Genomic DNA, 21,588 nt, shown 5'->3' on the forward strand with positions numbered 1-21,588 from the left:
CCGCCCATGCAAACCGGCGATTAACCCATCACTCCCAGTCGAGGCCGCCTTTCTTCCAGATATAGGCAAAGCCCAGCAGGAATTCGAGCAGAAAAATCATCATTGCGATGAAACCCGGCCAGCCGATATCCCGGAGCGCGACGCCCCACGGAAACAGGAATGCGGTTTCGAGATCGAAGATGATGAACAGGATGGCGACGAGGTAGTACCGGACGTCGAATTTCATCCGGGCGTCTTCAAAGGCTTCGAAGCCGCACTCGTACGGTGCGTTCTTCTCGACGTCCGGCTTGTTGGGACCAAGGAGCTTGCCGATGCTGACCAGCGCTATACCTAAACCAGTGCCCACGAGGAGGAACAACAAGACGGGGTAATAGGCTGCGAGGTTCAAGGCAATCCTCTATCGGTTGGTTCTGAGCGTCCGGAGAATACCACTTCCGGCGGAAGGAATCATTTCGGAGTGCACGCGATCGCAAGACAACCGCAAGCACACCCCAGAAATGAAAAATGCCAGCCACTAGAAGCGGCTGGCATTGAGTAACTTTGGTGCCGACGGCGAGACTCGAACTCGCACAGCTTTCGCCACTACCCCCTCAAGATAGCGTGTCTACCAATTTCACCACGTCGGCACTGCATGCAACCGGGGTTGTAACTACTTGTTTCCCGCGAATCGCTTCAAGAATTAAATTCTAACCTGAGTCCCGGAATTGTTCAACGCACAATCGCAAAAATTTTAACTTTTTATTTCGGGACATCCTGGCCCGGCGCGCTCGCAGCCGAACCCGCAACGGCGGCGGATGCCGCGACTGCCGGCGCCGATGCTGCAGGTGCCGATGCCGGCGCGGTCGCTGCCGTGCCGAGCACACCGGCCGACGGCGTCGACTTGTACGAACCGAGATACGTCAGCGCCAGCGTCGCGACGAAGAAGATCGTTGCGAGAATGCCCGTCGTACGCGACAGGAAGTTCGCCGACCCCGTGGCACCGAACAGGCTGCCCGACGCGCCGCTGCCGAACGCAGCGCCCATGTCGGCACCCTTGCCGTGCTGCAGCAGCACGAGACCAATCACACCGAGTGCAGACAGCACCTGCACCACAATAATCAGCGTCTTGAATAACAGCATCACACCCACCCGATTGGATCGGGCGACCGGAACGACCGGCCGCCCTCATGGTTCAATTCGATCCCGGACCGCTTATCGCGCGGCCCGGCAGATCGCCAGGAAATCTTCCGCCTTCAGCGACGCGCCGCCGATCAGGCCACCGTCGATGTCCGGCTGCGCGAACAGCTCTTCCGCGTTGTCCGGCTTCACGCTGCCGCCGTACAGCGCGGACACGTCGGCCGCCCCCTTTGCCGCGAGACGCCCACGCAGGAACGCATGCACGTCCTGTGCCTGCGCCGACGTCGCGCTCTTGCCCGTGCCGATCGCCCAGACCGGCTCGTACGCGACGACGATGCGCGCAGCCTCGTCGGCCGTCAGCACGGCCAGCACTGCGTCGAGCTGCGCACCGACCACCTGCTCGGTCGCACCCGACTCGCGCTCGTCGAGCGTCTCGCCGACGCACACGACCGGCGTGAGCCCCGCCGCGAGCGCGCGCTGCGTCTTCGCCGCGACCGTCTCGTTGCGTTCGCCGTGATACGCGCGACGCTCCGAATGACCGACGATCGCATAACGTGCGCCGAACTCCGCGACCATCCCGGCCGCCACTTCGCCGGTGAACGCGCCCTGCTCGTGCGCCGACACGTCCTGCACACCCCAGGCGACACGGCCGCCGTCGAGCTGCGCCTGAACCTGCGCGAGATACGGGAACGGCACGCACACGCCGACCGACGTTTCGGCCGCGACCGCGCCCGCACCCTGCACCACTTCGTTCAGCAACGCCTGGTTGCCGGCCAGCCGGCCGTGCATCTTCCAGTTGCCGATCACACGCTTAGTTCTCTGTTTCGACATCGTGTCTGTCTCGTCACCGCTTGGTCATTAACGTGCCATTTACGTGCCATTGACGCGCCGGAAACCGGCCGTCAGGTTTGATCTGGCGAAGCAAACCCGCGATTTTACTGCGCACGGCTTGAACCGGTCAAACCGCGTATGTCAAGCCCGGCCACACGGGCCGTCAGGCGTTCGACCCCCAATCCAGGACGATCTTGCCGGTGTGCTCGCTGCTTTCCATCAGCGCATGCGCCTGCGCGGCATCCGCGGCCGGCAATACACGATAGATCACCGGCTTGATGCGGCCATCGGCAATCAGCGGCCACACGCGCGCCTTCAGTTGCGCGGCGATCCGCGCCTTGAACTCGACCGGACGCGGGCGCAGCGTCGAACCCGTGATCGTCAGCCGGCGACGCAGGATCTCGCCGAGGTTGATGTCGGCCTTCGCGCCGCCGAGCAGCGCGATCAGCACGAGACGGCCGCCATCCGCGAGTGCGGACAGTTCGCGCGGCACGTACGAGCCCGCCACCATGTCGAGGATCACGTCGACGCCGCGATCGTGCGTCAGCGACTTCACGACCTCGACGAAGTCTTCCGTCTTGTAGTTGATCGCGCGTTCGGCGCCGAGCGCCTCGCACGCGCGGCACTTGTCGGCGGTACCGGCCGTCGCGAACACGCGAAAGCCGAGCGCATGCGCGATCTGGATCGCCGTCACGCCGATGCCGCTCGAGCCGCCCTGCACGAGCAGCGTCTCCTGCTCGCCGCCCTCGCCAGCGCCGAGCTGCGCACGGTCGAACACGTTGCTCCATACGGTGAAGAACGTTTCGGGCAGCGACGCGGCCTCGATATCCGTAAGCCCGTCGGGTACCGGCAGGCATTGCAGCAGCGGCGCGACCGCATACTCGGCATAACCGCCGCCCGCGAGCAGCGCACACACACGATCGCCCAGCTTCAGGCCGAACGGGTTCAGCGCCGCGTCGGACAGGTCGCCTCCGACGATCTCACCCGCGACCTCGAGGCCCGGCAGATCCGACGCGCCCGGCGGCGGCGCATACGCGCCCTTGCGCTGAAACACGTCGGGCCGGTTCACGCCGGAAGCCGCCACCTTGATCAGCACTTCTCCGCGCTTCGGTTCGGGGCGCGGACGCTCCGCGAGCTTCAGCACGTCGGGGGCGCCGAATTCGGTGATTTCGATGGCTTTCATGGTGATGGTCGCTCCGGGATCAGGATCGGAATCGGATGGCGCGCCCGCGCGCGGCTCGGACGCGTAGCCGGCGCTGCTGCGCCGCACAACGATGCTACAGAAAAAACGGCCGGCACGCTTTCGCACTGCCGGCCGTTGGTCCGCCTGCCCGCTTACTGCTGCGGCGGCGTATCCGACTGCGCCGCTGCCGCTGCTTCATTCAGCAGCGCCTTCGCCGACAGGCGCACGCGACCCTTTTCGTCCGTCTGGATGACCTTGACCTTCACTTGCTGGCCTTCCTTCAGGTAGTCGTTGATGTCCTTCACACGCTCGTTGACGATTTCCGAGATGTGCAGCAGGCCATCCTTGCCCGGCAGCAGGTTCACGATCGCGCCGAAATCGAGCAGCTTCAGAACCGTGCCTTCGTACACCTGACCGACTTCGATCTCGGCCGTGATTTGCTCGATGCGCTTCTTCGCTTCGGCCATGCCGTCGCTGTTCGTGCTCGCGATCGTCACGACGCCGTCGTCCGAGATGTCGATGGTCGTGCCCGTTTCTTCCGTCAGCGCGCGGATCACCGAACCGCCCTTGCCGATCACGTCGCGGATCTTTTCCGGGTTGATCTTGATCGTGATCATGCGCGGCGCGAATTCCGACAGCTGCGTGTTCGCACCCGAAACCGCCGACGTCATCTTGCCGAGGATGTGCATGCGGCCTTCCTTCGCCTGCGCGAGCGCGACCTGCATGATTTCCTTCGTGATGCCCTGGATCTTGATGTCCATCTGCAGCGCCGTCACACCCTGCTCCGTGCCGGCTACCTTGAAGTCCATGTCGCCGAGGTGATCTTCGTCGCCGAGGATGTCGGTCAGCACCGCGAACTTGTTGCCTTCGAGGATCAGGCCCATCGCGATACCCGCGACGTGCGCCTTCATCGGCACGCCGGCGTCCATCAGCGCGAGGCAGCCGCCGCACACCGATGCCATCGACGACGAACCGTTCGATTCGGTGATTTCCGACACGACGCGGATCGAGTAGCCGAATTCGTCGGCGCTCGGCAGGCACTTGACCAGCGCGCGCTTCGCGAGGCGGCCGTGGCCGATTTCGCGACGCTTCGGCGAGCCGACGCGGCCCGTTTCGCCGGTCGCGAACGGGGGCATGTTGTAGTGGAGCATGAAGCGCTCGCGGTATTCGCCTTCGAGCGCGTCGATGATCTGCTCGTCACCCTTCGTGCCGAGCGTCGCGACGACCAGCGCCTGCGTTTCGCCGCGCGTGAACAGCGCCGAGCCGTGGGTACGCGGCAGCACGCCGGTACGGATCTCGATCGGGCGCACGGTGCGCGTGTCGCGGCCGTCGATACGCGGCTCGCCGTTCAGGATCTGCGAACGGACGATCTTCGCTTCGATGTCGAACAGCACGTTGCCGACGGTGGCCTTGTCGGCCGCTGCCGTACCGGCTGCCAGTGCGTCTTCCTCGAGCTTCGCCGAGGTCGCTGCGTAAACTTCCTTCAGCTTCGTCGAACGCGCTTGCTTGTCGCGCAGCTGGTAAGCGGCGAGCAGGTCGTTCTGTGCCAGCTCGGTCACGCGGGCGATCAGCGCTTCGTTCTTCGGCGCCGGCTGCCAGTCCCACTCGGGCTTGCCGCCTTCGCGCACCAGTTCGTGGATCGCGTCGATCGCGACTTGCATCTGCTCGTGGCCGAACACCACGGCGCCCAGCATCACGTCTTCCGACAGCTGGTCGGCTTCCGATTCGACCATCAGCACCGCACGCTCCGTACCCGCGACGACGAGGTCGAGGCTCGATGCCTTGATCTGGTCACGCGTCGGGTTCAGCACGTATGCGTTGTCGATGTAGGCAACGCGCGCGGCACCGACCGGGCCGTTGAACGGCAGGCCCGACACGGCGAGCGCAGCCGATGCGCCGATCAGCGCGGGGATGTCCGCCGGGATTTCCGGGTTCACGGACAGCACGTGGATCACGACCTGGACTTCGTTGTAGAAGCCTTCCGGGAACAGCGGGCGCAGCGGACGGTCGATCAGGCGCGACGTCAGCGTCTCGTGCTCCGACGGACGGCCTTCGCGACGGAAGAAGCCACCCGGGATCTTGCCGGCCGAGTAGGTCTTCTCGAGGTAGTCGACGGTCAGCGGGAAGAAGTCCTGGCCCGGCTTCGCCGACTTCGCGCCGACGACGGTTGCCAGCACGACGGTGTCTTCGACGTCGACGATCACGGCGCCGCTTGCCTGGCGAGCGACTTCACCGGTTTCGAGGCGCACCTTGTGCTGGCCCCACTGGAATTCCTTCACGACCTTGTTGAACATGGACATGGTTGCTCCTTTGAATTCATGCATTTCATTCGCCGCGCCGGCCATCCCGCGCGGCGGCGTCCCGACCGAATCACCCGGAGCAAGGTGTGTTTTTTATGCCATTCCAGCGCGGCACTCATGCAGCGACGCGCTGGAATGACACAAATCCTGCCCCGGTATCAGTCGTTGCGGCGGCCCCGCACAGTCGTGCCGGACAGCCTGCGATGCGTGTGACGCTACGCACCGCGCAAAAACAAAATGCCTGTATCAGCGGACTGACACAGGCATCTTGCTGGCGGCAATCGCCTCGATTACTTACGCAGACCCAGCTTCTCGATCAGTGCGCGGTAACGGTCGGCATCCTTGCCCTTGAGGTAGTCGAGCAGCTTGCGGCGGCGGCTCACCATGCGCAGCAGGCCGCGGCGGCTGTGGTGGTCCTTCGCGTGGGTCTTGAAGTGACCCGTCAGTTCGACGATACGTGCGGTCAGCAGTGCGACCTGGACTTCGGGCGACCCCGTGTCGTTCGTACCGCGGGCGAACTGAGCAACGACTTCCGACTTCTTGATATCTGCAACAGACATGAGATTTCCTTGGTTTCTACTTTCTAACTGAACAGGCGGACACGGAAGAATGGCCGTGCCGTGACTTACAACCGGCGGGCATTGTAGCACAACTCCACGCCGTTCTTACCGCCTCCTGTCACGGGCGTGTCATCGAGCAGGTTGAAGGCATCTCCGTGCGCTGCGCCGGCACCGCGAGCACCGTCCGGAAGCCATAACCCGACCCCTCGTTGTCGAAGCGCACGCCCGGCGTGCCGGCCTTGTCCATCTCCATCACGTAAAGGGGCTGGATCAACTGATGGTCCTGCGCGCGCATCCGCGACGCGTGGAAGCCGTCGTCGAACGACAGCCCCTCGAGCGCACGCGCGACCGCGACGGGGTCGGCCGACCCCGCACGGTTCATCGCGGCGGCCAGCATCTCGATCATCAGGCTCATGCGCCGCACCGGATAGTCGTCCTGGGCGGCCGGAAAACGGTTCCGGAACGCCCGGTAGAACGCATCGGATTTCGCGCCGCCTGCGTTCGGGTGCCAGTCCGCCACGGCGACGACCCGCCCGACACCGGCGTCGCCGAGTGCTGCCGGCGCACCGAGGCTGTTGCCGTAGAACGTGTAGAACTTCGCATTCAGCCCCTGCTCCCGCGCCGCCTTCACGAGCAGCGTGAGGTCGTTGCCCCAGTTGCCGGTCACGACGGCGTCGGCGCCGCTTGCGCGGATCTTCGCGATGTACGGCGAGAAATCCTTGATCCGGCCGATCGGGTGGAACTCGTCGCCGGCGATCGTCACGTCCGGGCGCCGCGCGGCCAGCGCCTGCCGTGCGAGCGCGCTGACGTCGTGGCCGAAACTGTAGTCCTGGTTCAGCAGGTAGACCTTGCGCAGCGCGCGGTCGCGTGCCATCACGTCCGCGAGTGCGGCCATCCGCATGCCGGCGTGCGCATCGAAGCGGAAATGCCAGAAACTGCAGCGCGCGCCGGTCAGCGCCGGATCGTCGGCCGAATAGTTGAGGAACAGCATCCGGTTGTCCGGATCGCGCGCATTCAGCTTGTCGAGCGCCGCGACGAGCGCGGCCGCGACGGCCGAGCTGTTGCCCTGCGTGACGAAGCCGATGTGGCGATCCGCGGCCGCGCGCAGCTGCACGAGCGCCTCCTCGGGGCTGCCCTTGCTGTCGAGCACGACGAGTTCGAGCGGGTGCGCGCCGTCGCGCAGCTTCACGCCGCCCGCCGCGTTCACCTGCTCGACGCCGAAACGCAGGTTGCGCTCGACCGCCGCGCCCGCGTTCGCGAACGGGCCCGACATCCCTTCGATCAGCGCGATCCGCACCGGCTCTCCGCCGGCAAATGCGGACGACACCAGCATCCACCCCGCGCTCAACGCGAGCGCGCACCGCTTCCACCCCTGCATCGGCCACCTGCCCTTCAATCAGCCCGAGAAGCGCGGATCATAGGCCGGCGCCCCCGCCGCCCGCAAGCGTGACTATGCAGGCGATCCGCACCGATTTTTTCCGCGCGATGCGCGATCGGTTGCCGTCCGTGATAAAACGGGACCTGTTTCCGTGTTCAGGAGAATCCCCATGCGCATTCGCATTTCCGCGCGCCTGCCGGTGCTGCTCGCCAGCGCCGCCGCGCTGCTGACCGGTTGCGCGCAACCGTGGCAGCAATACCAGGCCGGCCAGGACGAGTCGGCGATCGTCGCACGCATGGGCCCGCCGCGCGAGATCTACGACCTGCCCGGCGGCGGCAAGCGCCTGATGTGGCCGACCCAGCCGATGGGCGAGATCACCGTCGCGGCCGACGTCGACGCGACCCACAAGATCGTCAACGTGCGCCAGGTCCTGCAGCCGAGCGAGTTCTATCGCGCGGAGATCGGCAAGTGGACGAAGACCGACGTCCTCGTCAACTTCGGACGCCCCGTCGAGACGTCCTACTTCCCGCTGATGAAGCGCGAGGTATGGACGTACCGGTATCTCGAGGATAACGTCTGGTACATGATGTACAGCTTCTACTTCGACCCGCAGGGCATCCTGCGCATCACGCAGAAAACACCCGACCCGTTGCACGACCCCGACCGCCGCAACCTGTTCTGACCGATTACGCATTTACGCGCAATTTTCTCGATGGCCATTCACGAATCATTGCGTGAATGGCCATTTCCTTTTTTCCGCCGGCTTATTAATTCGGCAAATGCGACGGAAATCTTTTCCGATCGATGACATGCCGATCGCAATTCGCTGACATCCCCGTCATGCGGGCCTTTGCCTGAAAACAGGCACGCGCAGTGCATATCATGCGGTGAGTTGGTGCATGCAATGCACTACGCCAAATCAATTTGAAACAATTTGTTTCAACACCCCCGAAGCGCTAGGGCATACCCCTAATATCAGTCGAAACTTAACCTTTCAATTTAGAAAGCATGCCATTTCGTCATTTTTGCCGATATTTGATTGCCTTTATCTCAAAGGAGTCCTCATGAATCGCCCCAAGAGCATGCTCGTTGCCAACATCGCCTGGGCCCGCGAAACGCGTGAACACACGCCCGGTTTCTTCGACGCGCTCGCGCGCGGCCAGAACCCGCGCGTGCTGTGGATCGGCTGCGCCGACAGCCGCGTGCCGGCCGAAACCATCACGCACTGCGCGCCCGGCGAACTGTTCGTCCATCGCAACATCGCGAACCTGTTCCATCCCGACGACGACAATTCCGCCAGCGTGCTCGAGTACGCGGTGCGCGTGCTGCAGGTCGACCACGTGATCGTGTGCGGGCACTACGGATGCGGCGGCGTACGCGCATCGCTGCTGCCGCCGCCGTCCGACCTGCCGCACGTCGCGCGCCGCATCGCGCCGCTGTGCGCGCTCGCGCGACGCCATCGTGACACGCTGGACGGGCTCGACGACACGGCCGCCGCCGACCGCCTCGCCGAGCTCAACGTGCTCGAGCAGGTGCGGCTGCTGCGCGCGTCCCCGATCGTGCGGGGCCGTGAACGGCCGCCGCTCGTGCACGGCTGGATCTTTTCGCTCGCTGACGGCCGCCTGAAGGAACTCGATTCCGGCTACACCACCCCGCCCGTCGACGTCGAACCCGCGCAGGCCGCGACGGCCTGCGCGCTCGGCTGACCTGCCCCCAAAGCCAATGAAATCATCCCGACCATGAAACTGAACCAGCGCCTGTCCACCCTGCCGCGCGACATCGTCGCCGGCGTCGTCGTGTTCCTCGTCGCGCTGCCGCTGTGTCTCGGCATCGCCAACGCATCCGGCGTCGAACCGTTTGCCGGGCTCGTATCCGGCATCGTCGGCGGCATCGTTGTCGCGCTGCTGAGCGGCTCGTCGCTGTCCGTCAGCGGGCCGGCCGCCGGCCTCGTCGTGATCGTCGTCGAAGGTATCGCGCAACTCGGCAGCTTCTCCGCGTTCCTGCTCGCGGTGCTGCTGTCCGGCGTCCTGCAGTTCGGGTTCGGCATGCTGCGCGCCGGCCGCTTCGCCGCCTACGTACCTTCACCCGTCATCAAGGGCATGCTCGCCGCGATCGGCCTGCTGCTGATCGTGAAGCAGATTCCGTTCGCGTTCGGTATCGGCGGTTCGGCCGCGCAATCGTTTGCGAACTGGCCCGGCCTGCCGGTCGCGTGGGCCGCCACGGCCATCGCGCTTGCGTCGCTCGCGCTGCTGATCGCGTGGGACACGTCCGCGCTGCGCCGCTTCGCGCTGGTGCGCTCGGTGCCGGCTCCGCTTGCGGTCGTCGTGCTGGGTATCGGCGCCACGCTCGTGCTGAGCATCGTCGCACCGTCGGTCGCGCCGGGCGCCGCCCATCGCGTGACGCTGCCCGAACTCGGCTCGTTCGCGGCCTTTGCGGCGTCGCTCAAGCATGCGGAGCTCGGCCCGAACTTCGCGCAGCTCGTCAATCCGGACGTGTGGCGCGTCGCGATCACGCTCGCGGTCGTCGCGAGCCTCGAGACGCTGCTGAGCCTCGAAGCCGTCGAGCAGATCGACCCGAAGCGCCGGCCGACCCAGCCCGATCGCGAACTCAAGGCCCAGGGCGTCGGCAATCTCGTCGCGGGCGCGGTCGGCGGGCTGCCGATCACGTCGGTGATCGTGCGCAGTTCGGTGAACGTCAACGCGGGCGCGCAAAGCCGGATGTCGGCGATCGTGCACGGGATGCTGCTGCTCGCGAGCGTGTTCGCGCTCACCGGCCTGATCAACCTGATTCCGCTCGCGAGCCTGGCCGCGATCCTGATCCACACGGGCTTCAAGCTGGCGAAACCGGCGCTGTTCCGCTCGGTGATGAAACAGGGGCCGGCCGCCTTCGTGCCGTTCGCCGCGACGATCGTCGGCGTGCTCGCGGTCGACCTGCTGTTCGGCATCGCGCTCGGCCTCGCGTGCAGCGTGCTGGCCGTCGCCGTCGCGAACCTGAAGAGCCCCGTGACGCTCGCGCAGCACGACGACCACTTCCTGCTGTCGTTCCGCAAGGACGTGTCGTTCCTCGGCAAGGTGCAGGTCAAGCATCATCTGCGGCACATCCCCGACCGGGCCGCGGTGATCATCGACGCGACACGCGCCGACTACATCGATCACGACGTGCTCGAACTGCTCGATGCGTTCGTCGCCGATGCACCGCGGCGCGGGATCGCGGTCGAGTTCCGCCGACGCCAGCCGGCGCCACGCGCGGCTGCGCGCCGCTGGCTGTTCCGCGCGCCGGCCGCCGAATGAGCGACCACTAAAAAAACGCCCCGGGCGGCGCAGGGCCGCACGGGGCGTTTCGGGGCTGCGTAATGCGCGCGGCGTTTACGAACGCTGCGGGTTGACCTTGTCGTCCTTCGAGTGCAGCTTGTTCAGCGCAGAAATGTACGCCTTCGCGGATGCGGCGACGATATCCGGATCGGTGCCGACGCCGTTGACGATCCGCCCGCTCTTCGACAGCCGGACGGTCACTTCGCCCTGCGCCTGCGTGCCGGTCGTGATCGCGTTCACCGAGTACAGCAGCAGCTCGGACCCGCTGCCGACTTCGCCCTCGATCGCATTGAACGTCGCGTCGACCGGGCCGTTGCCGCGCGCTTCACCGGTCACTTCCTTGCCTTCGACCGCGAACACGATTTTCGCCTGCGGTTGCTCGCCCGTCTCCGAACGCTGCGACAGCGACACGAACTTGAAGTGCTCCTGCTCGTGCGCGAGCGCCGATTCCTCGGACACGATCGCGATGATGTCCTCGTCGAAGATCTCCGCCTTGCGGTCGGCCAGATCCTTGAAGCGCATGAACGCGGCATTCAATTCGGCTTCGCTGTCGAGCGACACGCCGAGCTCCTGCAGGCGCTGCTTGAACGCGTTACGGCCCGACAGCTTGCCGAGCACGATCTTGTTCGCGGTCCAGCCCACGTCTTCCGCGCGCATGATCTCGTAGGTGTCGCGCGCCTTCAGCACGCCGTCCTGGTGGATGCCCGACGCGTGCGCGAACGCATTCGCGCCGACCACCGCCTTGTTCGGCTGCACGACGAAACCGGTGATCTGCGACACGAGCTTCGACGTCGGCACGATCTGCGTCGTGTCGATGCCGACGTCGAGGCCGAAGTAGTCCTTGCGGGTCTTCACGGCCATCACGATTTCCTCGAGCGACGTGTTGCCCGCGCGCTCGCCGAGACCGTTGATCGTGCACTCGATCTGGCGCGCGCCGCCGATCTTCACGCCGGCGAGCGAGTTCGCCACCGCCATCCCGAGGTCGTTGTGGCAATGCACGGAGAAGATCGCCTTGTCCGAGTTCGGAATGCGTTCGCGCAGCGTCTTCACGAGATTGCCGTAGAGCTCGGGCACGCCGTAGCCGACCGTGTCGGCGATGTTGATGGTCGTCGCCCCTTCGGCGATCACGGCCTCCAGCACGCGGCACAGGAAGTCGAGGTCCGAGCGGCTGCCGTCTTCCGGCGAGAATTCGACGTTGTCGGTGAACTTGCGTGCGAACCGCACTGCGAGACGCGCCTGCTCGAACACCTGGTCCGGCGTCATGCGCAGCTTCTTCTCCATGTGCAGCGGCGACGTCGCGATGAACGTGTGGATCCGCGAGCTGTTGGCGGGCTTCAGCGCGTCGGCCGCACGCTGGATGTCCTTGTCGTTGGCCCGCGCCAGCGAGCAGATCGTGCTGTCCTTCACGAGACCGGCGATCGTGTGGATCGCGTCGAAGTCGCCGTTCGAGCTGGCCGCGAAGCCGGCCTCGATCACGTCGACCTTCATCCGCTCGAGATGCTTCGCGATGCGGATTTTCTCTTCCTTCGTCATCGACGCGCCGGGCGATTGTTCGCCGTCACGCAACGTCGTATCGAAAATGATCAGCTTGTCTGTCATGGGGGGCTCCAGGGGGCTTTATACGGAAGTCAAACGTAATGAGATCGCGCCACCGTTGGCGACGCTCAACAACAGACGAGGCTTGACGGAGGGCGAGAACGGTCAGCGCGGCAGGCGCGCCGAAGCTAGCGCGCGTAGCGGCGCACCGGCTAGAAGGAGGGAGAGGCGGGAAAATGCAGTCATGCCGAAGACTATAGCGACATTCCGTTGGGTGCGCAATCGGACGGCACCCCGGGTTTCCGGCAGCTCGGGCCGAACAGGGGGACAAATGAAAACGGCGGCCCCGAGGCCGCCGTTTCCGGGCAAAAAACGCGCGTCAGTGATCGCGCTGCGACGAGCGCGCGGGGTTTGCCCGCCCGCGCACGGCCATGTAGGCCCAGAACACGTAGCCGGACAGCCCGTACAGCACGAACAGACAGAACAGCATCAGCGGCGGGTCGGACGACACGAGCACGAACGCGACGACGACCAGCAGGATCGCCGCGAACGGCACGCGGTGCCGCACGTCGAGCGCCTTGCCGCTGTAGAACGGCGCGTTCGACACCATCGTCACGCCCGCATAGATCGTCAGCACGAATGCGACCCACGGCAGCCAGCCGAGCTTCATCGGCACGCGATTGTCGGTCGCGAGCCACACGAAGCCCGCGATCAGCGCGGCGGCGGCCGGGCTCGGCAGCCCCTGGAAGAAACGCTTGTCGACGACGCCGATGTTCGTGTTGAAGCGCGCGAGGCGCAGCGCGGCGCCCGAGCAGTAGACGAACGCGGCGAGCCAGCCCCAGCGGCCGAGATCCTTCAGCACCCACTCGTACATCACGAGCGCGGGCGCGACACCGAACGACACCATGTCCGACAGGCTGTCGAACTGCTCGCCGAACGCGCTCTGCGTATGCGTCATGCGCGCGACGCGCCCGTCCATCCCGTCGAGCACCATCGCGACGAAAATCGCGATTGCGGCGATCTCGAAGCGCACGTTCATCGCCTGCACGACCGCGAAGAAGCCGCAGAACAGCGCGGCGGTCGTGAACGCGTTCGGCAGCAGGTAGATGCCGCGCGTCTTCAGGAACCGCTGGCGCGCGGCGCGGCGGCTCTCGATAGGCACCGGATCGGCGGCCATCCCCTTGTTGCGGCGGAACGGGCGTGGCGTCTGGCCGGCGCCGTTGCGCGGCCGACGCGGTTTGAATGCGGCCATCGTGCGCCTCGCCGCTTACTGTTCGAGCTCGGCGAGGATCGTCGACGACGCGTAGACCTTCTCGCCGATCGACACCTTCGCGCGGCTGCCGAGCGGCAGGTACACGTCGACGCGCGAACCGAAGCGGATGAAACCGTAGCGCTGGCCGCGCGACAGCGGCTCGCCGGCGCGCACGTAGCAGAGAATCCGGCGTGCGACGAAGCCGGCGATCTGCACGGCGGTCACGGTCTTGCCGCTCGCCGTCTGGATCACGACCGCGTTACGCTCGTTCTCGGTGGACGCCTTGTCGATCGCCGCGTTCAGGAACGCACCCGGGAAGTACTCGACCTTGGAGATCGCGCCATCGACCGGCGAACGCTGCGAATGGACGTTGAAGACATTCATGAACACGCTGATCTTCAGCGCTTCGCGGTTCGCGTACGGGTCCTGCGCGGTCTCGACCGCGACGATGCGGCCGTCCGCCGGGCACAGCACCGCGTTCGGCTGCGCCGGGATCGGGCGCTGCGGATCACGGAAGAACTGGACGACGAAAGCGAGCAGCAGCCAGAACGGCCACGCGAAGCCGAAGCCCCCGACGGCGTGGATCAACAGCGCGATGACGGCAGCAATCGCGATGAACGGCCAGCCTTCGCGCGCGATGATCGGATGAGGATAGTTCATGGATTCGTTCTGTGTTCGGTGAATTGCAAAGCCCGTAGCATAACAAAAGCCGCCCGGGGCACTGCTGCCTTCGGGCGGCTTTTTGGTACCGGCCCTTTATTCGAGGGGCCGGAACAGCACGCGGTGCTTAGTTCTTCGTCTGGTCGACGAGCTTGTTCTTCGCGATCCACGGCATCATCGCGCGCAGCTTCGCACCGACCTGCTCGATCTGGTGCTCGGCCGTCAGGCGGCGGCGCGACTGCAGCGTCGGTGCGCCTGCCTTGTTCTCGAGGATGAAGCTCTTCGCGTACTCGCCGGTCTGGATGTCGGTCAGGCACTGCTTCATCGCCTTCTTCGTCTCTTCCGTGACGATGCGCGGGCCCGTCACGTACTCGCCGTACTCGGCGTTGTTCGAGATCGAGTAGTTCATGTTCGCGATGCCGCCTTCGTAGATCAGGTCGACGATCAGCTTCAGTTCGTGCAGGCACTCGAAGTACGCCATTTCCGGCGCGTAACCTGCCTCGACCAGCGTTTCGAAACCAGCCTTGATCAGCTCGACGGTACCGCCGCACAGCACGGCCTGCTCGCCGAACAGGTCGGTTTCGGTTTCTTCACGGAAGTTCGTCTCGATGATGCCGGCACGGCCGCCGCCGTTCGCCGCAGCGTACGACAGCGCGATGTCGCGTGCCGCGCCCGACTTGTTCTGCGCAACCGCGATCAGGTGCGGCACGCCGCCACCTTGCGAGTACGTGCCGCGCACGGTGTGGCCCGGTGCCTTCGGCGCGATCATGATCACGTCGAGGTCGGCGCGCGGGATCACCGCGCCGTAGTGGACGTTGAAGCCGTGCGCGAATGCCAGCGCCGAGCCCTGCTTGATGTTCTCGTGCACTTCCTTCGCGTACACGTCGGCGATCTGCTCGTCCGGCAGCAGCATCATCACGACGTCGGCGCCCTTCACCGCTTCCGCGACTTCCTTGACCGACAGGCCTGCGTTCTCGGCCTTGCTCCACGACGCGCCGCCCTTGCGCAGGCCGACCGTCACGTTGACACCGCTGTCCTTCAGGTTCAGCGCGTGTGCATGGCCTTGCGAGCCGTAGCCGATGATCGTGACTTGCTTGCCCTTGATGAGGGAGAGGTCAGCGTCTTTGTCGTAGAAAACGTTCATGATGGTTCCTTCGCTAATTCAAAAATTCAACAATTCGTTCGGATGGAGTACTGCGGGCCGGGACATGACGGCGCACCCGGCGTGCCACTTTGGCAATGTCGGCATCACACCTTCAGGATGCGCTCGCCGCGTCCGATGCCGGAGCTGCCGGTGCGCACGGTCTCGAGGATCGCGCCCGCGTCCAGCCCCTGGATGAATGCGTCGAGCTTGTCGCTCGCGCCCGTCAATTCGATCGTGTAGGTCTTTTCGGTCACGTCGATGATGCGGCCGCGGAAAATGTCCGCCATCCGCTTCATTTCTTCGCGCTCCTTGCCCACTGCACGTACCTTGATCAGCATCAGCTCGCGTTCGATGTGTGCACCGTCGGTCAGGTCCACCACTTTCACCACCTCGATCAGGCGGTTCAGATGCTTCGTGATCTGTTCGATCACGTCGTCGGAGCCAATGGAAACGATGGTGAGCCGCGACAGCGATTGGTCTTCGGTCGGCGCCACCGTCAAGGTTTCGATGTTGTAGCCGCGTGCGGAAAACAGACCGACCACGCGCGACAGCGCGCCCGGTTCGTTCTCCAGCAGGACGGAAATGATGTGTCTCATGTTCGCTTCTTCCAGAATGTGTCCGTGTCGATTCACTCGCGCCGCGCGCCGCCGCGTGCCGCACCGCCTTTCGTGAAGGCGGCCGCTTCGGCCCAGGCGCGCGTCGCGCCGTTACAGGTCTTCCGATCCGAGCAGCATCTCGGTGATGCCCTTGCCGGCCTGTACCATCGGCCAGACGTTTTCGGTCGGATCGGTCTGGAAGTCGAGAAACACGGTGCGGTCCTTCAGGCGCAGCGCTTCCTTCAGCGCCGGCTCCACATCCGAGGTCTTTTCGATCCGCAAGCCGACATGGCCGTACGCTTCGGCGAGCTTCACGAAGTCAGGCAGCGCATCCATGTACGAATGCGAATAGCGCTTGCTGTATTCGATCTGCTGCCACTGGCGAACCATGCCGAGATAGCGGTTGTTCAGCGAAATGATCTTCACGGGCGTGTCGTACTGCAGGCAGGTCGACAGTTCCTGGATGCACATCTGGATCGAGCCTTCGCCCGTGATGCACAGCACGTCGTCGTCCGGGTGCGCCATCTTGACGCCCATCGCTGCCGGCAGGCCGAAGCCCATCGTGCCGAGGCCGCCGGAGTTGATCCAGCGACGCGGCTTGTTGAAACGGTAGAACTGCGCCGCCCACATCTGGTGCTGGCCGACGTCCGAGCACACGAACGCATTGCCGTCCGTCAGCTCCCACGCCTTCTCGACCACGTACTGCGGCTTGATGATCTCGCTTTCGCGGTCGTACTTCAGGCAGTCCTTCGAGCGCCAGCCCTCGATGTCCTTCCACCATTGCGCGAGGGCTTCGGTGTCGGGGCCATGCTCGGCCGTCTGCAGCTGCTCGATCAGCTCCTTCAGCACCTCCTTCACGTCGCCGACGATCGGGATGTCGACCTTCACGCGCTTCGAGATCGACGACGGGTCGATGTCGATGTGGATGATCTTGCGCGGACGCGACGCGAAGTGCGCCGGATCGCCGATCACGCGGTCGTCGAAGCGGGCACCGATCGCGATCAGCACGTCGCAGTGCTGCATCGCCATGTTCGCTTCGTAGGTGCCGTGCATGCCGAGCATGCCGAGGAATTTCTTGTCCGACGCGCGATAGCCGCCGAGGCCCATCAGCGTGTTCGTGACCGGGTAGCCGAGCAGGTCCGCGAACTGGTTCAGTTCACGCGACGCGTCGGCGAGGATGATGCCGCCGCCCGTATAGATGTACGGACGCTTCGCCGTCAGCAGCAGCGACACGGCCTTGCGAATCTGGCCCGAATGGCCCTTCGTGACCGGGTTGTACGAACGCAGCGACACGCTCTTGACGGGCTCGTACTGGCACGGCGTCTTCGAGATGTCCTTCGGGATGTCGATCAGCACGGGGCCCGGACGGCCGGTGCGGGCGATGTAGAACGCCTTCTTGACGGTTTCCGCGAGGTCGCGCACGTCCTTCACGAGGAAGTTGTGCTTCACGCACGGACGCGTGATGCCGACGGTGTCGCACTCCTGGAACGCATCCTGGCCGATCGCTGCCGTGGGCACCTGGCCGCTGATCACGACCATCGGGATCGAATCCATGTACGCCGTTGCGATGCCGGTCACCGCGTTGGTGACACCGGGGCCCGACGTCACGAGGCAGACGCCGACATTGCCGGTGGAACGCGCATACGCATCGGCTGCGTGCACGGCCGCCTGTTCGTGGCGCACCAGCACGTGCTGAATCTTGTCCTGCTTGTAAAGCTCGTCGTAGATGTAGAGTACCGAGCCGCCGGGGTAGCCCCAGATGAATTCGACGTTTTCATCGGCCAGTGCCTTCATGAGCACGGTACCGCCGATGGAGTCGCTATCGGGAGGGGAAAGGGGTTCCGACGTGGAGAATTCCGCGCTGGGCATGTTCATTTTGACCTTTCGAATTTTCGGCAAAAAATTGATCGGGTGCTCTCTGCCGGGCTTGTGGCTCGGGTTCAAGCGGCGCGTCCAGTTTGAAGGGCAGGCTTCTTGGGCCAGCCTCAAATGAGACCATCACTTCATGTTGCGAATCGCTGACGATAGCGGGTCGCGAATGGGTCGTCAAGCAAAATATCCCGCAGCGCATCATGGGCGCCGCCCGGCACCCCGCCGCCGCGGCTCGCGCGCAACGTGCGGCGCCCGCCCCGGTGCCAAGCGGCGCGAAAATTTGATAGCATCCGCGGGTTTTACGAAATTTTTCGACCTTTTTCACCACGCAGCGGCCCGCAGCGCATACCTTCACGGAATGGCATCAGACAAGGAACTCGCCGACTTTCTGGCGGGCGTCGAAAGGCGCGCGTTCAAGCAGGCCGCGTACGCCGTGCGTGACGACGATGCGTCGCTCGACATCGTGCAGGACGCAATGATCAAGCTTGCGGAGAAGTACGGCGACCGGCCGGCGGCCGAGCTGCCGCTGCTTTTTCAGCGGATCCTGCAGAACGCGATCCACGACTGGTTCCGCCGGCAGAAGGTCCGCAACACGTGGGTCACGCTCTTCTCGTCGCTGAACAACACCGACGACGACGACTTCGACCCGCTCGAAACCCTCGAATCCGCGGACGACAACGCGGGCGTCGAAAGCAGCGAGCACCGCCTCGAACGAGAGCAGGTTCTGGCCCTGATCGACGAAGAAATCCAGAAACTTCCGGCGCGTCAACGGGAAGCGTTCCTGATGCGTTATTGGGAAGATATGGATGTCGCCGAGACTGCCGCCGCAATGGGGTGCTCCGAGGGCAGCGTCAAGACGCACTGCTCGCGAGCCACCCACACCCTGGCGCAAGCGCTCAAGGCCAAAGGAATCACGCTATGAGCTCCGCTCCCGCAAATCGAGAACACGAATTCGCGCTGAAGGTGCGCCGCGCGCTGGACGAGCGCGCGGCCGACCTGCCTGCCGCGACCACCGACCGACTGGCCGCCGCCCGCCGGGCTGCGCTCGCGCGCAAGAAGCCCGAAGCCGCGACCGTGCCGGTGTTCGTGCCGGCCTTCGCCGGCGCGGCCGGTGCGTACGGCACGGCGCCCGCGAGCCGCCCGCAGGCCGGCCGCCCGTACGCGTCGTTCGCGCGCCGCCTGCTGCGCGCGTGGCCGCTGGCGCTGCTGCTCGCGGGGCTCGTCGGCATCGCCTACTGGGAAGACATGCAGCGCACCGCCGAACTCGCCGACATCGACGCGGCGATGCTCAGCGACGACCTGCCGCTCAACGCGTACCTCGATCACGGGTTCAACGCGTATCTGTCGCGTGCGCACTAACAGACAATAACGAGGGGATCGCACGGGTGAGTCAGAAGCGCGGCCTGGCCGTATTTTTCGGATGCGTAATCGCGATCGCCGTTTCCTACGTCGCCACTTACCCACGATTCCACCCGGCCCCCGCGACGTCAACCGCCGCGGCCAACAGCCCTGCCGCGCCCGCGTCGGCCGCGACCGGGCTGACCACCGAACTCCCCCCGCTGCCCCTGCCGCTGCCGGCCGCGTCCGGCCCGCTGTCCTGGGCGCGCCTCACGCCGGCGCAACACGCGGCACTCGCGCCGTTCGCCGACCAGTGGGACGGCTTCAGCGACGCGCGCAAGCGCAAATGGCTGAAGATCGCATCGCGTTTCGCGAAGTTGACGCCCGATGATCAAAAGCGCCTGCAGGACCGGATGACCGAATGGGCGCGGATGACGCCCGAGCAGCGCCGCGTCGCGCGCGAGAACTACCAGAGTGCGAAGGAGCTGTCCGCGCAGGCGCGCGAGCGGGCCTGGAAGGCGTACCAGCAACTCCCCGAGGAGCAGAAGGAACGTCTCGCGGCCGCCGAGCGCCGCCGCCGGCCGAGCGTCGTCAGCGCACCGCCGACCGTCGCCGACCGTGACGTCCGCCGCCTCGTCAATTCGCACGACCACGCCGCAAGCGGCGCAGCCACCGCGCCGGCGCCCGTCCCGGCCGCGGTCACGCCGCCGGTGCCCGCGTCGTCGACGGCCGGCACCGCATCCGCGCCGGCCGCCGTGGCACCGGTGTCGCCCGCCGACGCCCCCTCGCTGTTCAAGGGCTCCTGAGCGGCCGTGGCGAACGCCCGCGCCCCCGAAACCCCGGCCGCCGCGCCGTCCGTGCGGCGGCGTCTCGCCGCGCTGCTCTACGAAGGCGTGCTGCTGTTCGGCGTGGTGTTCTTCGCCGGGCTCGCGTTCAGCCTCGCGACGCAGCAGCGCAACGGCCTCGTCCATCACAACCTGCTCGCCGCCTGGATCGCGCTCGTGGTCGGCGCGTACTTCGTCTGGTTCTGGACCCACGGCGGCCAGACGCTGCCGATGAAGACATGGCGGCTGCGGCTCGAATCGTCGAGCGGCCGGCCGCTGAGCGCGGGCCACGCGCTCGTCCGCTATGCGCTCGGCTGGCTGTGGTTCCTGCCGCCGCTCGCACTGCATCCGCTCCTCGGCCTGTCGGTACCCGTCACGCTCGCGCTCACCGCCGCGTGGATCGTCGTGTGGGCCGGCGCGGCCCGGCTGCATGCCGGCCGCCAGTTTCCGCACGACCGGATCGCACGCACGCGCGTCGTCGCCATTCCGCGCTGACGCGTTGAAGCGCTGACGCACCGCATTCACCAGACGAAAGCACGTCGCCGAGGCGCCCACCCGCCCGGCCCGGCAGCCTTGCCGGACAAGCGCCGGACGTTCGGTACGGCAGGCCACACAACGTGCCGGCATTCACTGCTAAACACCTTGCAGCGGCCGTAATAAGAACGTCTCGTGACTGTCACGGCACAGTCACGCCCGCATGGCGGAATGCCGGTAATGTCAACCGGCGCGAGTCATGCATGGGCCAGAAAACGTCTGCGACCTCCCTGTTCCGTCAACCTCTCGGCGCCCGCGCCGCCACCGCCTTCCTGTCCGGTTCCGCCGCAACCGACGGGCTGGTGTCGCAAGAACCGCCTGCCGGTCATGCCACGCAGCATGACGACCCCGACTCGTCCGCGCATCGCTACCGCACCATCTGGCTGTCCGACATTCACCTCGGTTCGAGCGGCTGCCAGGCGCCGTACCTGCTCGACTTCCTGCGCCACAACGATTCGGAGTACCTGTACCTCGTCGGCGACATCATCGACGGCTGGCAGCTGAAAAAGGGCTGGTACTGGCCGCAGGCGCACAACGACGTCGTGCAGAAGATCCTGCGCAAGGCACGCAAGGGGACGCAGGTCGTCTACATCCCGGGCAACCACGACGAAGGCGCGCGGCAGTTCTGCGACCTCGCGTTCGGCGACATCCAGGTGCGCGGCGAGGCGTTCCACACGACGCTCGCGGGCAAACGTTTGTGGATCGTGCACGGCGACCTGTTCGACGGCGTGATCCAGCACGCGAAATGGCTCGCGTACCTCGGCGACACGCTCTACACGCTGATCCTCGTGCTGAACCGCTGGTTCAACCGGATCCGCAGCCGGCTCGGCTTCCAGTACTGGTCGCTGTCGCAGTACCTGAAGCACCAGGTCAAGAACGCCGTCAACTTCATCTCGCAGTTCGAGACCGTGATGACCGACGAGGCGCGCCGCCGCGGCTGCGACGGCGTCGTGTGCGGGCACATCCACAAGGCGGAGATCCGCGACATCGACGGCGTGCTGTACTGCAACGACGGCGACTGGGTCGAGAGCCTGTCCGCACTCGTCGAAACGATGGAAGGCGAACTGAAGATCGTCTACTGGACGGTGATGCGCACCGCACCGTCGGACACCACGTCGCGCAAGGCCAAGGCCACTGCCTGACACAACCGCAC

Annotated in this window: 21 protein-coding genes and 1 tRNA gene; 8 read left to right on the top strand and 14 right to left on the bottom strand. The window is 65.5% G+C overall.

Annotated elements, in window-relative coordinates:
* Positions 1–28 precede the first annotated feature (28 nt).
* The 8 genes from AB3K92_RS34735 to AB3K92_RS34770 form a co-directional block, all read right to left on the bottom strand.
* Positions 29–388 carry an NADH-quinone oxidoreductase subunit A gene (locus tag AB3K92_RS34735; RefSeq protein WP_006398798.1) on the bottom strand — a complete coding sequence of 120 codons (360 nt, stop codon included), beginning with the start codon at positions 386–388 and terminating at the stop codon, positions 29–31.
* A 153-nt stretch (positions 389–541) separates the two neighbouring features.
* Positions 542–626: transfer RNA gene (locus tag AB3K92_RS34740), tRNA-Leu, on the bottom strand.
* 112 nt (positions 627–738) lie between these two features.
* Complete coding sequence (secG, locus tag AB3K92_RS34745; RefSeq protein ID WP_042977371.1) at positions 739–1,119, bottom strand: preprotein translocase subunit SecG; 381 nt, start codon at positions 1,117–1,119, stop codon at positions 739–741.
* 72 nt (positions 1,120–1,191) lie between these two features.
* Positions 1,192–1,947: a triose-phosphate isomerase gene (gene tpiA, locus AB3K92_RS34750; protein WP_369466683.1), complete on the bottom strand. Its 756-nt coding sequence runs from the start codon at positions 1,945–1,947 to the stop codon at positions 1,192–1,194.
* A gap of 163 nt (positions 1,948–2,110) precedes the next feature.
* On the bottom strand, positions 2,111–3,130 hold the full coding sequence (locus tag AB3K92_RS34755; RefSeq protein WP_175896475.1) for an NAD(P)H-quinone oxidoreductase: 1,020 nt from the start codon (positions 3,128–3,130) through the stop codon (positions 2,111–2,113).
* 152 nt (positions 3,131–3,282) lie between these two features.
* Positions 3,283–5,430 (bottom strand): polyribonucleotide nucleotidyltransferase, encoded by a 2,148-nt coding sequence (pnp, locus tag AB3K92_RS34760; protein WP_042977387.1) that lies wholly within the window; start codon positions 5,428–5,430, stop codon positions 3,283–3,285.
* A 290-nt stretch (positions 5,431–5,720) separates the two neighbouring features.
* Positions 5,721–5,990, bottom strand: a complete 270-nt coding sequence (gene rpsO / locus AB3K92_RS34765; RefSeq protein WP_006398792.1) for a 30S ribosomal protein S15 — start codon at positions 5,988–5,990, stop codon at positions 5,721–5,723.
* Positions 5,991–6,108: 118 nt separating this feature from the next.
* Positions 6,109–7,368 (bottom strand): branched-chain amino acid ABC transporter substrate-binding protein, encoded by a 1,260-nt coding sequence (locus AB3K92_RS34770; protein ID WP_059487329.1) that lies wholly within the window; start codon positions 7,366–7,368, stop codon positions 6,109–6,111.
* 169 nt (positions 7,369–7,537) lie between these two features.
* Between AB3K92_RS34770 and AB3K92_RS34775 the strand changes: the two genes are divergently transcribed.
* The 3 genes from AB3K92_RS34775 to AB3K92_RS34785 all read left to right on the top strand — a co-directional run bounded on the left by AB3K92_RS34775 (position 7,538) and on the right by AB3K92_RS34785 (position 10,658).
* Positions 7,538–8,050 carry a hypothetical protein gene (locus AB3K92_RS34775; protein ID WP_048020494.1) on the top strand — a complete coding sequence of 171 codons (513 nt, stop codon included), beginning with the start codon at positions 7,538–7,540 and terminating at the stop codon, positions 8,048–8,050.
* Between the two features lie 382 nt (positions 8,051–8,432).
* Positions 8,433–9,074, top strand: a complete 642-nt coding sequence (locus AB3K92_RS34780) for a carbonic anhydrase (protein ID WP_021162805.1) — start codon at positions 8,433–8,435, stop codon at positions 9,072–9,074.
* A gap of 33 nt (positions 9,075–9,107) precedes the next feature.
* Positions 9,108–10,658, top strand: coding sequence for a SulP family inorganic anion transporter (locus AB3K92_RS34785; RefSeq protein WP_369466684.1), 1,551 nt, complete (start codon positions 9,108–9,110; stop codon positions 10,656–10,658).
* 75 nt (positions 10,659–10,733) lie between these two features.
* On the opposite strand, the gene AB3K92_RS34790 is transcribed toward AB3K92_RS34785, so the two are convergent.
* From AB3K92_RS34790 to AB3K92_RS34815, 6 genes are all read right to left on the bottom strand, one after another.
* Complete coding sequence (locus tag AB3K92_RS34790) at positions 10,734–12,278, bottom strand: 2-isopropylmalate synthase (RefSeq protein ID WP_060312095.1); 1,545 nt, start codon at positions 12,276–12,278, stop codon at positions 10,734–10,736.
* Positions 12,279–12,594: 316 nt separating this feature from the next.
* Positions 12,595–13,467 carry a CDP-diacylglycerol--serine O-phosphatidyltransferase gene (gene pssA / locus AB3K92_RS34795; protein WP_021162801.1) on the bottom strand — a complete coding sequence of 291 codons (873 nt, stop codon included), beginning with the start codon at positions 13,465–13,467 and terminating at the stop codon, positions 12,595–12,597.
* 15 nt (positions 13,468–13,482) lie between these two features.
* Positions 13,483–14,127, bottom strand: coding sequence for a phosphatidylserine decarboxylase (locus tag AB3K92_RS34800; RefSeq protein WP_369466685.1), 645 nt, complete (start codon positions 14,125–14,127; stop codon positions 13,483–13,485).
* A 127-nt stretch (positions 14,128–14,254) separates the two neighbouring features.
* Positions 14,255–15,271 (bottom strand): ketol-acid reductoisomerase, encoded by a 1,017-nt coding sequence (gene ilvC / locus AB3K92_RS34805; RefSeq protein WP_021162800.1) that lies wholly within the window; start codon positions 15,269–15,271, stop codon positions 14,255–14,257.
* A 104-nt stretch (positions 15,272–15,375) separates the two neighbouring features.
* Positions 15,376–15,867 (bottom strand): acetolactate synthase small subunit, encoded by a 492-nt coding sequence (gene ilvN / locus AB3K92_RS34810; protein WP_011352712.1) that lies wholly within the window; start codon positions 15,865–15,867, stop codon positions 15,376–15,378.
* A 111-nt stretch (positions 15,868–15,978) separates the two neighbouring features.
* On the bottom strand, positions 15,979–17,742 hold the full coding sequence (locus AB3K92_RS34815; protein WP_042977362.1) for an acetolactate synthase 3 catalytic subunit: 1,764 nt from the start codon (positions 17,740–17,742) through the stop codon (positions 15,979–15,981).
* A 355-nt stretch (positions 17,743–18,097) separates the two neighbouring features.
* On the opposite strand from AB3K92_RS34815, the gene AB3K92_RS34820 reads away from it, so the two are divergent.
* From AB3K92_RS34820 to AB3K92_RS34840, 5 genes are all read left to right on the top strand, one after another.
* Positions 18,098–18,661, top strand: a complete 564-nt coding sequence (locus AB3K92_RS34820) for an RNA polymerase sigma factor (RefSeq protein WP_021162797.1) — start codon at positions 18,098–18,100, stop codon at positions 18,659–18,661.
* Complete coding sequence (locus AB3K92_RS34825; RefSeq protein ID WP_059492618.1) at positions 18,658–19,098, top strand: DUF3619 family protein; 441 nt, start codon at positions 18,658–18,660, stop codon at positions 19,096–19,098. The genes AB3K92_RS34820 and AB3K92_RS34825 overlap by 4 nt, the downstream gene beginning before the upstream one ends.
* Positions 19,099–19,124: 26 nt before the next feature.
* The gene (locus AB3K92_RS34830) at positions 19,125–19,883 is read left to right on the top strand and encodes a DUF3106 domain-containing protein (RefSeq protein WP_192386318.1); all 759 of its coding nucleotides are present in this window, start codon (positions 19,125–19,127) and stop codon (positions 19,881–19,883) included.
* Positions 19,884–19,889: 6 nt separating this feature from the next.
* Entirely contained in the window at positions 19,890–20,396 is a 507-nt protein-coding gene (locus AB3K92_RS34835; protein WP_060086020.1) for an RDD family protein, read from the top strand.
* Between the two features lie 242 nt (positions 20,397–20,638).
* Complete coding sequence (locus AB3K92_RS34840; RefSeq protein ID WP_021161120.1) at positions 20,639–21,577, top strand: UDP-2,3-diacylglucosamine diphosphatase; 939 nt, start codon at positions 20,639–20,641, stop codon at positions 21,575–21,577.
* Positions 21,578–21,588: the final 11 nt, after the last annotated feature.

It is taken from the genome of Burkholderia sp. Bmkn7, assembly GCF_041103175.1.
Classification (GTDB): Bacteria; Pseudomonadota; Gammaproteobacteria; order Burkholderiales; family Burkholderiaceae; genus Burkholderia; species Burkholderia cepacia.